This is a genomic window from Streptomyces sp. NPDC031340 (assembly GCF_055569945.1).
This window is the reverse complement of the sequence record NZ_JBVIIE010000009.1, coordinates 86,872-100,085: the sequence shown is the minus strand read 5'-3', so window position 1 is coordinate 100,085 and position 13,214 is coordinate 86,872. Positions and strand designations below refer to the sequence as shown.

Here is a 13,214-nt window from a genome sequence, read left to right as displayed (position 1 = left end):
GCGCATCTCGCCTGAGCGGGCGCCCCACGGGCTGGCAAAAGGGCTATCGTGGAGGGAAAGCCAGACCGGGCGAGCGGGACCTTTTCGGCAAGCGGAGTCCAAATCGGATCCAACACTCGGCAGGCCTGATGCATTCGCGCCGGTAGAAGCGTCCACTGGTGGCAGGGACGCACCCGTCCCTGTGTCCAGCGGACCAGAGGAGCTGGCATGAGCGAGATCACCGGGCAGACCGGTCTCCGCCGCGCGGCGACCACCGTCGTGCACGAGTCCTATTCCTTCGCCTGCATGCGCTGCGGGCAGGGCTGGGAGCAGTCGTACGAGATCGAGCACCACACCGACGCCGACGGCCAGGAATTCGTCATGTACGTGGCCGACGGCGAGGTCGTGCCGTCGCCGCTGAGCAGGCCGACCTGCTTCAACTGCGACAGCCACGTCGTCCGGATCATGCGGGCGGGCCAGGTCTCCTCGGTGCGCGACGCGGTGCACCGGCACCGTACGGTGCCGCAGGCCGGGCCGGTGGAGGCGCCGCGGGTGCCGGCCGCGGAGGCCGCCGAGGCAGCGCAGTCCGCGCAGGCCGCGCGGGCGTCCATGGAGGCGGCGAGGGCCGCCGGGGCCGCGGGCGCCGGGGAGCGCCGTCACTGGCAGCTGTCCGATCTCCTGCACCCCTTCCACCGCAGGGCGAGCTGATCACCCGCTGAGGCGGCATGCCCCTTCCGTAGGATCGGGGCATGCCTTCGAACGCCTCCGGGTCCCGCGACAAGCACGCGGCGCCACCGCTCCCGGAACCCCTCCGGGTACCGGTCGCCGACTCCCACACCCACCTCGACATGCAGTCCGGCACGGTCGAGGACGCTCTCGCGAAGGCCGCCTCGGTGGGCGTCACGACGGTCGTCCAGGTGGGGTGCGACGTGCGCGGCTCGCGGTGGGCCGCCGAGACGGCCGCCGCGTACGACGCCGTCCACGCGGCCGTCGCCCTGCACCCCAACGAGGCCCCGCGCATCGTGCACGGCGACCCCGACGGCTGGTCCAGGCAGGGAGCGCGGGAGCCGGGCGGGCACGCCGGCCTCGACGAGGCCCTCGCCGAGATCGACCGGCTCGCCGCGCTGCCGCACGTCAAGGGCGTCGGTGAGACCGGGCTCGACTACTTCCGCACCGGACCCGAGGGCAAGGAGGCGCAGGAGCGCTCCTTCCGCGCCCACATCGAGATCGCCAAGCGGCACGGCAAGGCCCTCGTCATCCACGACCGCGACGCCCACGCCGACGTCCTGCGCGTGCTGAAGGAGGAGGGCGCGCCGGAGCGGACGGTGTTCCACTGCTACTCGGGGGACGCCGAGATGGCCGAGGTGTGCGCCGCCGCCGGGTACTTCATGTCCTTCGCCGGCAACGTCACCTTCAAGAACGCCCAGAACCTGCGGGACGCCGTGGCGGTGGCCCCGCTCGAACTGCTGCTGGTGGAGACCGACGCGCCCTTCCTGACGCCGGCGCCCTACCGCGGCCGGCCCAACGCCCCGTATCTCGTGCCGGTCACCGTGCGCGCCATGGCCGCCGTGCGCGGCATCGACGAGGACGCGCTGGCCACGGCGCTCGGGGCGAACACCGCGCGGGCGTTCGGGTACGCGCCGACGGGATACGACCCCGCGTAGTCGGGTCGTCCACGCCCCGGACCCTGGGCTGCACCGTGGGGTGCGGGCGCGGGCGCGCGCACGGGTGAGCGGGGCCGCTCCGGCGCCCCGTACCCTTGTCGCCGTGAGCAGCCCCACCCCCGACGCCCTCCTGGGCCCCGCCGACGTCCGTGAACTGGCGGCCGCCCTCGGAGTGCGCCCCACCAAGCAGCGCGGCCAGAACTTCGTGATCGACGCGAACACGGTCCGCCGTATCGTCCGCACCGCCGAGGTCCGCCCGGACGACGTGGTGGTGGAGGTCGGCCCGGGGCTCGGCTCCCTCACCCTCGGGCTGCTGGAAGCCGCCGACCGCGTCACCGCCGTCGAGATCGACGACGTGCTGGCCGCGGCGCTGCCCGCCACCGTCGCGGCCCGCATGCCGCAGCGCGCCGACCGCTTCACGCTGGTCCACTCCGACGCGATGCGGGTGACCGAACTGCCGGGACCGCCGCCGACCGCGCTGGTCGCGAACCTCCCGTACAACGTCGCCGTGCCCGTCCTGCTGCACATGCTCGCCACCTTCCCGAGCATCGAGCGCACCCTCGTCATGGTCCAGGCGGAGGTCGCCGACCGCCTGGCCGCCGCCCCCGGCTCCAGGGTCTACGGAGTCCCGTCCGTGAAGGCCAACTGGTACGCCGACGTCAAGCGGGCCGGCGCCATCGGCCGCAACGTCTTCTGGCCCGCCCCGAACGTCGACAGCGGGCTGGTCTCGCTCGTACGCCGCACCGAGCCGGTCAAGACCACCGCCTCGAAGGCCGAGGTGTTCGCCGTCGTCGACGCCGCGTTCGCGCAGCGGCGCAAGACGCTGCGGGCCGCGCTCGCCGGGTGGGCCGGATCGGCCGCCGCCGCCGAGGCGGCCCTGGTCGCCGCCGGGGTGTCACCGCAGGCGCGCGGAGAGGCCCTGGGCGTCGAGGAGTTCGCGCGCATCGCCGAGCACCGCCGGCCCGCATGACCCGCGGGCCGGCCCGCCGGGTCCGCCCGGCTCGGATCGCCGGGTCCGCTGGGCCTGCCCGGTTCGGTCCGCCGAGTCCGCCCAGTCCGCCGAGTTCGTCCAGCTCAGCCCGCCGAGAACAAGGAGCCCGGTCAGCAGTGAGCGTCACCGTACGCGTGCCCGCCAAGGTCAACGTCCAGCTCGCGGTGGGCGCCGCCCGCCCCGACGGGTACCACGACCTGGCCAACGTCTTCCTCGCGGTCGGCCTGTACGACGAGGTCACGGTCACCCCGGCCGAGGAGCTCCGCGTCACCTGCGAGGGCCCGGACGCCGACCAGGTCCCGCTCGACCGCACCAACCTGGCGGCGCGCGCGGCCGAGGCGCTCGCCGCGCGCTACGGGCTCCGTCCCGACGTGCACATCCACATCGCCAAGGACATCCCGGTGGCCGGCGGCATGGCGGGCGGCAGCGCGGACGGCGCGGGCGCGCTTGCGGCGTGCGACGCGCTCTGGGGCACCGGCGCCTCGCGCGAGGAACTCCTCGACATCTGCGCCGAACTGGGCAGCGACGTGCCGTTCAGCCTGGTCGGCGGGGCGGCGCTCGGCACCGGGCGGGGCGAGAAACTGGAGCTCCTCGAGGTCGGCGACACCTTCCACTGGGTGTTCGCGATGGCCGCGCGCGGGCTGTCGACGCCGGCCGTCTTCCGCGAGTTCGACCGGCTGGGCGAGGGCCTCGACATCCCAGGCCCGGTCGCCTCCCGGGAACTGCTCGACGCCCTCGCGGCGGGCGACCCCGACGCGCTCGCCGCCGCCGTCTCCAACGACCTGCAGCCCGCCGCCCTCTCGCTCTTCCCCGAACTCGCCGCCACCCTCGCCGCCGGCCGCGCCGCGGGCGCGCTGGCCGCGCTGGTCTCGGGTTCGGGTCCGACCACGGCGTTCCTCGCCCGCGACCCGGGGTCGGCGGCCGCGGTGGCGCAGGCACTGCACGCCTCGGGCACGTGCCGAACGGTGCGCACCGCGTCGGGGCCGGCGCCCGGCGCGACGGTGCTCGGCGCGGCGCGCGACGAGAGCGTGCACGCCGGCGCGTGACGAACGCCGTCCCGCCCGGCGCGGGGGTGAAGGCACACACCTCGGGTGCGAAGTGAAGGAGTGCACGCCCGGCGCGAGACGAAGCGGTGCACGACTGGCGTGAGGCGAAGTGGCACGCGCCGGGCGTGAGGCGAAGTGGCGCGCGCCAGGCGTGAGGCGAAGTGGCGCGCGCCAGGCGTGAAGCGGAGCAGTGCGTGCCCGGCGTGACGCGGAGTCGTGGGCGCCGGGTGTGAGATCAAGTCGTGCGCCGCACGGTGATCAGGGCAGTGCAGCGACCGCCCACCGGCCGACGCACATTAGGCTGGGAGGCTGACCGATCCCCCCGGGCAGGAGAAAAATGGCCGTCAACCTGGTCAATGTCGAGAACGTCAGCAAGGTGTACGGCACCCGTGCCCTGCTCGACGGCGTCTCCCTCGGCGTCTCCGAAGGGGACCGCATCGGCGTCGTCGGCCGCAACGGCGACGGCAAGACCACCCTGATCCGGATGCTGGCCAAGCTGGAGGAGACCGACACCGGAAGGGTCACGCACTCCGGCGGGCTCCGGCTCGGCGTGCTGACCCAGCACGACTCCCTCGACCCGGCCGCCACCGTCCGCCACGAGGTCATCCGGGACCTGGCCGACCACGAGTGGGCCGGGAACGCGAAGATCAGGGACGTGCTGACGGGCCTGTTCGGCGGCCTCGACCTGCCGGGGTTCCCGCAGGGGCTGGACACCGTGATCGGCCCGCTCTCCGGCGGCGAGCGGCGCCGTATCGCGCTCGCCAAGCTGCTCATCGACGAGCAGGACCTGATCGTCCTGGACGAGCCGACGAACCACCTCGACGTCGAGGGCATCGCGTGGCTGGCGCGTCACCTGCGCGAGCGGCGTTCCGCCCTCGTGTGCGTCACCCACGACCGCTGGTTCCTCGACCAGGTCTGCACGCGCATGTGGGACGTGCAGCGCGGCACCGTGTACGAGTACGAGGGCGGCTACTCGGACTACGTCTTCGCGCGCGCCGAGCGCGAGCGCATCGCCGCCACCGAGGAGGTCAAGCGGCAGAACCTGGTCCGCAAGGAGCTGGCCTGGCTGCGGCGCGGCGCGCCCGCCCGCACCTCCAAGCCCCGCTTCCGGGTCGAGGCGGCCAACGAGCTCATCAAGGACGTACCGCCGCCGCGCGACAGCAGCGAGCTGATGAAGTTCGCCTCCTCGCGGCTCGGCAAGACGGTCTTCGACCTCGAGGACGTCACCGTGCAGGCGGGCCCGAAGGTGCTGCTCAAGCACGTCACCTGGCAGCTCGGACCCGGCGACCGCATCGGCCTGGTCGGCGTCAACGGCGCCGGGAAGACCTCCCTGCTGCGGGCGATGGCCGACGCGGCGCGGACGGAGGGCGAGGCCCAGCCCGCGGGCGGCCGGATCGCCGTCGGCAGGACCGTCAAGCTCGCCTACCTCTCGCAGGAGGTGGGCGAACTCGACCCGAACCTGCGCGTGCTGGAGGCCGTGCAGCGGGTGCGCGAGCGCGTCGACCTCGGCAAGGGGCGGGAGATGACGGCCGGGCAGCTGTGCGAGACGTTCGGCTTCAACAAGGAGAAGCAGTGGACGCCCGTCGGTGACCTGTCCGGCGGTGAGCGCCGCCGGCTGCAGCTGCTGCGCCTGCTCATGGACGAGCCCAATGTCCTCTTCCTCGACGAGCCCACCAACGACCTCGACATCGAGACGCTCAACCAGCTGGAGGACGTCCTCGACGGCTGGCCCGGCTCGATGATCGTCATCTCGCACGACCGGTTCTTCATCGAGCGCACCACGGACCGGGTGTTCGCGCTGCTCGGCGACGCGACGCTGCGGATGCTGCCGCGCGGCATCGACGAGTACCTGGAGCGCCGCCAACGCATGGAGGAGGCGGCGGCCGCCTCGGCGCCGGTCGCCGAGAAGCCCGCCGACGACGCCGGCGCCCCCCAGCGGAGCGCCGCCGACCAGCGGGTGGCGAAGAAGGAACTGCAGAAGATCGAGAGGCAGTTGGACAAGGTCTCCGAGCGCGAGAGCAAGCTGCACGCCCAGATCGCCGAGCACGCCACCGACTTCGGGAAGGTCGCCGAACTCGACGCCGAACTCCGGGACCTGGCCGGCCAGCGCGAGGAGCTGGAACTGCGCTGGCTGGAACTGGCGGAAGACGCCTAGAGATCCGCGCCGCATCCGGCTCACGCGAACGCGCCGCGCGCGCGGGGTGAAGGGGCCGTGAAGGCGCGTAACGAGGGCATCACGGGCCGGTCCTCCCTTGGGAACAGGGGAGGACACGGCCCCCTTCGCTGTCGGTGCCGGGTGATACAAAGGGCCGTCTGAGAACTGTCTGAGTACGACTCTGGGTCCGTCATCTGCCTCAGGGCCTGGCTAAAAATCAGTGAACGAGGGGGAGAGGCGCTGATGACTCAGCCGCCCAACCAGCCGCCGCAGCAAGGTGGTTTCGGAGCGCCGCAGGACCAGCCGCCGCAGCAGCCGCAGGGCGGCTTCGGGCCGCCGCAGACCCCGCCGCCCCCGCAGACCCCGCCGTCCGGCCCGCCCCAGCCCGGCTACGGCTACCCCCAGGCACCCCAAACCCCCCAACCCCCGCAGCAGCCCGGCTCGTACGGCCAGCAGCCCGCCGCCCCCTACGGCCAGCCGCAGCAGCAGCCCGGCCCGTACACGCAGGGCCCGTACGGTCAGCCCGGCCCCTACGGCCAGTCCGGCCCGTACGGTCAGCCCCAGCAGCCGGGCCCGTACGGCCAGCAGCCCGGGTACGGCTACCCGCAGCCGCAGTACCCCGGCGCGCCCGGCACCCCGCCGCCCGGCTCAGGCTCCGGCAACCCCTTCAAGGGCAGGCCCGCCCTCGTCGTCGCCGCGGCGGTGGCCGCGCTGGCCGTGATCGGCGGCACCGTCTTCGCCCTCACCGGCGGGGGCGACGACGGCGAGGACAAGCCGGTCGCCCGGCAGAGCGACGACCCCAAGGCGTCCGCGTCCGCCTCCGCCCCGGTCAACCCCGGTGACGGCACGGGCGACGGCGGCGCCGACCCGGAGAACTTCAACGCCGGCCGCCAGGCCGGTGAGGCGAAGGTGCTCTGGTACAAGGAGGCCCCGGACGCGCCCGGTTCCGGCGCCGACGCCCCCGGCATGTGGATCACCGACAAGACGGCGGTGAAGGCGGCGTACAAGCAGGTCGTCGCGTACAACGTCGGCGACGGCAACCCCACCTGGGACCCGATCACCCTCCCGCAGAAGGTCTGCGCGGTCACCCCGCAGAAGTCGGCCGACGACAAGGTCGTGGTGGCGTACGAGAGCGGCACCAGCGACCGCGCCAAGTGCAACCAGCTCCAGCAAATCGATCTGAACACCGGCGAGAAGGGCTGGAGCACCAAGATCGGCGACGGCGCGCTGTTCGACAGCGCGATCACCATCAGCATGTCCATCACCGGGAACACGCTGATGGTGGGCCGCTCGCAGTCCGGGGTGGCCTACGACCTCGCGACCGGCAAGAAGCTGTACGAGAAGACGAAGTACGGCGAGTCGTGCTTCCCGACCGCCTTCGCCGGCGGCAGCAAGCTGATCTCCGTCGCGTCCTGCGACGCCACCGGGTCGAACGAGCACGACGAGATCCAGGAGCTCGACCCGGCGACGGGCAAGGCGAAGTGGACGCAGAAGTTCGACAAGGGCTGGACGATCGCGCGCACGTACTCCCTCGACCCGCTGGTCGTCTACAGCACCAACAAGGACAAGAAGGCGTGGAACATCTCCGCCTTCACCTCCGGCGGCAAGTTCCGCTCGCAGGTGGGCTTCGACGAGGACTTCGCCCCCGAGTGCGGCTGGGCCATCCTCCAGCGTGACCTGCAGGGCTGCCAGGGCGTGGCGGTCGACGCCGACACCCTCTACCTGCCCACGGAGGCGACCACCGGGGCGAACGAGGTCGTGGCGATAAACCTCGCGAACGGCAAGGAGAAGTGGCGCGTCAAGTCCCCGGCGGACGAGTCGATGCTGCCGATGAAGGTCGAGGGCGGCAAGCTCATCGCCTACGTGGAGCCGTCCTACGACGCGGGCGGCCAGGTCGTGTCCATCGCGACGGGCGGCTCCGGCCACAAGCCCGTCAAGCTGCTGCAGAACCCGCAGAGCACCGCCCGGATCGAGAACGGCTTCTACTCCAAGGCCTTCGACTGGGCGGACGGGCGCTTCTACCTCTCCTCGACCCGGCTGACCGGCAATGACGATGCGAAGGAGAAGTTGATGCTCGCCTTCGGCAAGTGACCCTTCTCCCGCACCTGCGCCCGCCGTCCGCCACCCCCGTTCCCGAGGTACCCGCGTCATGACCCAGCCGCCGACTCCGCCACCCAACCAGCCCCCGCAGCAGGGCGGCTTCGGCCCGCCCCAGGACCAGCCGCAGCCCCCGCAGCCTCCGCAGCCCCAGCCGGGCTACGGCTACCCGCAGCAGCCCCAGACCCCTCAGACCCCTCAGACCCCTCAGAGTCCCCAGCCCCACCCCGCGCAGCCCCCGCAGCCGCAGCCTCCGCAGGCACCCGCCACCCCGCCTCCGGGCTACGGCTACCCGGCCGGTCAGCCGAACCCGTACGGCCAGCAGCCCAACCCCACTCCCATACCCACCCCCGCCCCCAACCCCTACGCCGCCCAGCAGCCGAATCCCTACGGCCAGCAGACGAACCCGTACGGCCAGCAGCCCGGGTACGGCTATCCGCAGGCGACCGTGCCCATGCACCCGCAGATCGGAGGGCCGGCCGGCGGGCGGAAGCCCAACGCGCAGGTGGTGATCATCGTCGCGGCCGTCGTGGCGATGGCGCTGATCATCGGCGGCGGCATCTGGTACTCGTCCGGCAAGAACGACGGCGAGAAGGACGACACCGCCAGCTCCACGGGCGGCACCGGCGGCAAGGACGGCGACGACAAGGGCAGCACCGGGGGCACCACCTCCGGCGGCAAGGAGAAGGTGCCGTCCGACCCGAACTCCCGGGTCCTCTTCCAGATCCCGGCGCCCCAGGTCAAGGGCGACAGCAGCATCGTGGTCTCCGGTTCGTGGCTCACCGGCAAGGCGTACGTCAAGAGCGGCGTCGCCGAGATCGACGGCTACGACCCGGCCAAGGGCACCAAGCTGTGGACGATCAAGCTGCCCGGCCCGGTGTGCCAGGCCAGCCCCCACACCACCGACGACGGCCTGACGGCGATCGTCTACGAGCCCGCCATGCCGACCAAGGCGGAGCCGTCGCACGGCTGCAGCCAGGTCGCGGCGATCGACCTGAACGCGGGCAAGAAGCTGTGGACGAAGACGGTCAAGGCCGGTGACCGCCTGGTCAGCCTGGACAACGTCACGGTCAGCGCGGAGACGGTCGCGGTGGGCAGCACCAGCGGCGGCGCCGCGTTCGGCATCTCCGACGGCAGGCAGCTGTGGGCCCCGAAGGCGACCGACAGCTGCTACGACGCCGGGTACGGCGGCGGGCCCAAGCTGGTCGCGGTGCGCAAGTGCGGCTCGTACGACCAGCGGCAGCTGCACATCCAGACCATCGACCCGAAGTCCGGGAAGGTGATCTCGGAGTACAAGATGACCGACGGCATCGAGTACGCCGCCGTCGTGTCGACCGAACCCCTGGTCGTGGCCGCCGACGTCGGCGACAGCGCGGGCGACGGCAGCGGCATCTCGGACTTCTTCTCCATCGACAACAAGACCGGCGAGCTGCGCGCCCGGATCTCGGCGCCGGGCGACCGGTACGCGGCCCGCTGCGACGGCATCACGAAGATCGAGTACTGCACCGGACTCGCGGTCGGCGCCGACCGGCTCTACGTGCCGACCGAGGAGGACGACAGCTCCGGCAAGTACGGCGAGGCCAACGAGATCGTCGCCTTCGACCTGGCCACCGGCAAGATGACCGGCGGGCGGGCCGACTCCGGCGACGGCTACACCATCACCCCGCTGCGCATGGACGGCAGCAACCTGATCGCGTACAAGCGGCCGCCGTACGACAAGGGCGGCCAGATCGTCAGCATCGACGGGGACTCCCTCAAGGAGACCAAGCTGCTGGAGAACCCGGCGGCGGAGTCGGTGCGGGACGCGGAGACCAGCATGTCCCCGGACTACTCCGAGATGATCTACTCGCAGGGGCGCCTGTACATGTCCGCGGTCTACGCGGAGAAGGCGACCAGCGCGGGGGACAAGGAATACCTGGCGCTCGCCTTCGGCGCCGGCGGCTGACCCGTCGGCCCGGCCCGTCGCCCGCGCCGACGGCCCCGCCCCCGTTCAGGGAATCCCTGTTCGAGGTGCGGGGCCGTCGTGCTTGCCGCCCGTCACCGGCGGAAGCGCGGAGAGCAAGAATTTCCGTCGATCCGGGGCACTTCTCACCGGTAGGGGAGCGCAATGTCGAACAAGCGTGTAGCTTCCGGGGGCATGAGAAGCGGGGGAGCCGGGAGGGGGCTTCTGCCCGTGCGGACCAGTGGGCATCCATAGTGGGGCGTCGGTGGGAACCACTGGGGGACTGGGGGGTTGCTCGATGGGTGTGCGGCTGATGGTGGTCGACGACCACCGACTGCTCGCCGAGGCGCTGGCCTCGGCGCTGAAGCTGCGGGGACACCGGGTGCTCGCCGCGGCGGCGCCCGCCGCGGGCGCGGCGGAACTGGTGATCAGCCGCGCGCCGGAGGTGTGCCTGCTGGGCACGGCGACTCCTGCCGAACCGGGCGCTTTCGACCCGGTGGTGAAGATCAAGCGAGAGCGGCCGCAGATCGCCGTCCTGGTGCTGGGCCCGGTGCCCAGCCCGCGCGGCATCGCGGCCGCCTTCGCCGCGGGCGCCTCCGGCTACGTACGGCACGACGAGCGCATCGAGGGCGTCGAGCGGGCGATCATGAAGGCCAGGGCGGGTGAGGCGGCGGTGGCGCCACAGTTGCTCCAGGGCGCCTTCAGCGAGCTGCTGAACCCCGCGGCCCAGCCCGACGACGAGGGCCAGCGCCTGCTGCAGCTGCTCACCCCGAGGGAGGTCGAGGTCCTGGTCCGGGTCGCCGACGGGGAGGACACCCGGCTGATCGCGGCCGGTATGGGCATCGCCCCGTCCACCGCCCGCACCCACGTCCAGCGCGTCCTGATGAAACTGGGCGTCGGCTCCCGCCTGGAGGCGGCAGCCCTGGCGGCCCGGACCGGACTGCTGGACAGGGCGGGCCCGCTACTCCCGCACGAACCACGCCCGTCGGATTCCTGACGCGAGGGGGCGCCCCGCGGCCCACCCTGCCCCACCCGGCGTCGACCCCACCCGGCACAGACCCCGTTCTGGGCCGGCCCCGCTCCGCCGGCGTCACCGTGCCGGTGTCTCCGGCCCCTCCTGCGGCCCCGGCATCGCGTCGGTCTGCGGGGTCGGCGGGGGCGTCGGGCGCAGTTTCAGCCAGGTCAGGAAGAAGATGCCCAGCAGCAGCATCCCCAGCCCGGTCCACAGGTTGATGTTGACGCCCTGCGCCTTGTGGATCTCGGCTGCGGAGTCCGTCAGGCCGGTGATCGTGACGATGACGCCGTAGAGCACGAAGAGGCCGCCGATGATGCGCCGCAGGTCGAAGATGCGGGCCGCCGTGGCGGACTTGCCCTGCAGGTCGGAGACCTCCCGCAGGACGTCCTTCTCGGAGTAACCGGAGTAACCGGAGTGACCCGATTCATCGGAGTGGCCGGAAGGATCCGAATGTCCGGACTGCTCGTTCATGGTCTAAAACTCCCTTGTCGGCAGGGTACGTCAGAACGAGAACGGGATGTAGCAGACGGCGGCGAGGATCACGGCGCCCCAGCCGAGCAGGGCCGGCCTGCGGTACCAGGCGTCGTCGCCAGCGGCGGGCGGCTCGGCCATGCCCGGCGACCGGGTGCCGTAGACCAGGCCCTGCAGCTCCTCCTGCGGCTTCGGCGCGGTGAACAGCGACACCGCGACCATCACCACCGCGCCGGCGACGAAGCCGGCGATCGCCGAGACGAAGTTGGCGCCCTGGTCGGAGGGGATGCCGATGACGCCCTGCTTGTACAGGACGAAGTAGTTGACCATCGCGGCCGTCGTGCCGGCCAGCAGGCCCCAGAAGCCGGACTTCACGGACGCGCGCTTCCAGAACATGCCGACGACGAACACCACGAACATCGGCACGTTGAAGAAGGAGAACAGCGTCTGCAGGTAGCTCATGATGTTCGAGAACGACGACGCCAGGAACGCCGTCCCGATCGAGGCCAGCACGCCGATCGCGGTGATGAGCCGGCCGAACCTCACGTAGTAGCCGTCCTCGCGGCCCTTGATCACGTACCGGCCCCAGATGTCGTTGGTGAACACCGTGTTGAAGGACGACACGTTGGCCGCCATGCCCGCCATGAAGGCGGCGACGAGGCCGGTCACCGCGATGCCGAGGACACCGTTGGGCAGCAGTTCCTTCATCAGGTACGGGATCGCGTGGTTGTACTGGTAGTCCGAGCCGGGGGTGCCGATGTCGGGTACCAGCACGGCGGCGACCAGGCCCGGGATCATGACCAGGAACACGATGAAGACCTTGGGGTACGCGGCGATCAGCGGGGTGCGCTGGGCCGCGGAGAGGTTCCTCGCGGACAGGGCGCGCTGCACCTCGGCGAAGTTGGTCGTCCAGTAGCCGAAGGAGAGCACGAAGCCGAGGCCGAGCACGATGGTCAGCCAGTTGGCGCCCAGCGGGTTGGAACTGCCGATGCCGGTGCCGCCCCAGGCGGTGACGAAGTCATGGCCGTGGCTCGCGGTGAGCTTGTCGGTCAGTCCGCCCCAGCCGCCGACCTTCCGCAGGCCCAGCACGACGACCGGGATCAGCGCGGCGAGGATGACGAAGAACTGCAGCACCTCGTTGTAGATCGCGGACGACAGGCCGCCGAGGGTGATGTACGCCAGCACGAAGAACCCGGCGACCACGATCGCCACCCACTGCGGCCAGCCGAGCAGGGCCTCCACGATGATCGCCAGTGAGTACAGGTTCACGCCGGCGATCAGCACGGCGGCGAACGCGAACAGGGCCGAACTGAACAGGTGCGCCCACCTGTCGAAGCGCAGCAGCAGGAACTCGGGGACCGAGCGCACCTTGGAGCCGTAGTAGAACGGCATCATCACCAGGCCGAGGAAGACCATCGCCGGGATGGCGCCGATCCAGTACCAGTGCACCGTGTAGGCGCCGTACTGCGCGCTGTTGGCGGCCATGCCGAGGATCTCGGTGGCGCCGAGGTTGGCGGAGATGAAGGCGAGACCGGTGATCCAGGCCGGCAGCGAGCGGCCGGAGAGGAAGAAGTCGAGGCTCGTCCTCACCGACCGGCGTGCGGCGAAGCCGATGCCCAGGACGACGGCGAAGTAGATGCCGAGGATCGTGTAGTCGAGTGCGTTCGTCGGGAGTCGTAGCGCCGCGGCCAGGTCGATGGCCGCGTATGTGGGGGTTTGCATAAGAACTCGCTTCGTTGCGCGAACTGATCCGGTGCGGAACCTACGCCTCTGCGTTCACTCTCTGAACATATTCGTCGGTGCGTTTTGTTGGATTGCGACGTTGACGCCGCTGGTGCATTGTGTTTCGATGTG

General features: G+C 71.6%; 10 protein-coding genes. 8 read left to right on the top strand and 2 right to left on the bottom strand.

The genetic code is table 11. The features are described 5' to 3' along the window. The first annotated feature begins 207 nt into the window (after window positions 1-207). From ACZ5GT_RS08990 to ACZ5GT_RS08955, 8 genes are all read left to right on the top strand, one after another. Window positions 208-687, top strand: a complete 480-nt coding sequence (locus ACZ5GT_RS08990; RefSeq protein ID WP_469017389.1) for a hypothetical protein — start codon at window positions 208-210, stop codon at window positions 685-687. A gap of 41 nt (window positions 688-728) precedes the next feature. Continuing rightward, window positions 729-1,643, top strand: a complete 915-nt coding sequence (locus tag ACZ5GT_RS08985) for a TatD family hydrolase (protein WP_469017386.1) — start codon at window positions 729-731, stop codon at window positions 1,641-1,643. Between the two features lie 103 nt (window positions 1,644-1,746). Continuing rightward, the gene (gene rsmA / locus ACZ5GT_RS08980) at window positions 1,747-2,613 is read left to right on the top strand and encodes a 16S rRNA (adenine(1518)-N(6)/adenine(1519)-N(6))-dimethyltransferase RsmA (protein ID WP_469017383.1); all 867 of its coding nucleotides are present in this window, start codon (window positions 1,747-1,749) and stop codon (window positions 2,611-2,613) included. A gap of 137 nt (window positions 2,614-2,750) precedes the next feature. Then, window positions 2,751-3,680, top strand: coding sequence for a 4-(cytidine 5'-diphospho)-2-C-methyl-D-erythritol kinase (locus ACZ5GT_RS08975; RefSeq protein ID WP_469017375.1), 930 nt, complete (start codon window positions 2,751-2,753; stop codon window positions 3,678-3,680). Window positions 3,681-4,017: 337 nt separating this feature from the next. Beyond that, on the top strand, window positions 4,018-5,835 hold the full coding sequence (locus tag ACZ5GT_RS08970; RefSeq protein ID WP_469017367.1) for an ABC-F family ATP-binding cassette domain-containing protein: 1,818 nt from the start codon (window positions 4,018-4,020) through the stop codon (window positions 5,833-5,835). A gap of 243 nt (window positions 5,836-6,078) precedes the next feature. Continuing rightward, entirely contained in the window at window positions 6,079-7,926 is a 1,848-nt protein-coding gene (locus ACZ5GT_RS08965) for an outer membrane protein assembly factor BamB family protein (protein ID WP_469017361.1), read from the top strand. Window positions 7,927-7,984: 58 nt separating this feature from the next. After that, window positions 7,985-9,877, top strand: coding sequence for an outer membrane protein assembly factor BamB family protein (locus tag ACZ5GT_RS08960; protein ID WP_469017358.1), 1,893 nt, complete (start codon window positions 7,985-7,987; stop codon window positions 9,875-9,877). 295 nt (window positions 9,878-10,172) lie between these two features. Then, a complete protein-coding gene (locus ACZ5GT_RS08955) occupies window positions 10,173-10,871 on the top strand; it encodes a helix-turn-helix transcriptional regulator (protein WP_469017355.1) in 699 nt (232 codons plus the stop codon). Window positions 10,872-10,964: 93 nt separating this feature from the next. Here ACZ5GT_RS08955 and ACZ5GT_RS08950 read toward each other — a convergent pair whose 3' ends face one another. Together ACZ5GT_RS08950 and ACZ5GT_RS08945 are read right to left on the bottom strand one after the other, a co-directional pair. After that, a complete protein-coding gene (locus ACZ5GT_RS08950) occupies window positions 10,965-11,360 on the bottom strand; it encodes a hypothetical protein (RefSeq protein WP_469017351.1) in 396 nt (131 codons plus the stop codon). A gap of 30 nt (window positions 11,361-11,390) precedes the next feature. After that, window positions 11,391-13,082: a sodium:solute symporter family protein gene (locus ACZ5GT_RS08945; RefSeq protein ID WP_469017344.1), complete on the bottom strand. Its 1,692-nt coding sequence runs from the start codon at window positions 13,080-13,082 to the stop codon at window positions 11,391-11,393. Between the last annotated feature and the right edge of the window lie 132 nt (window positions 13,083-13,214).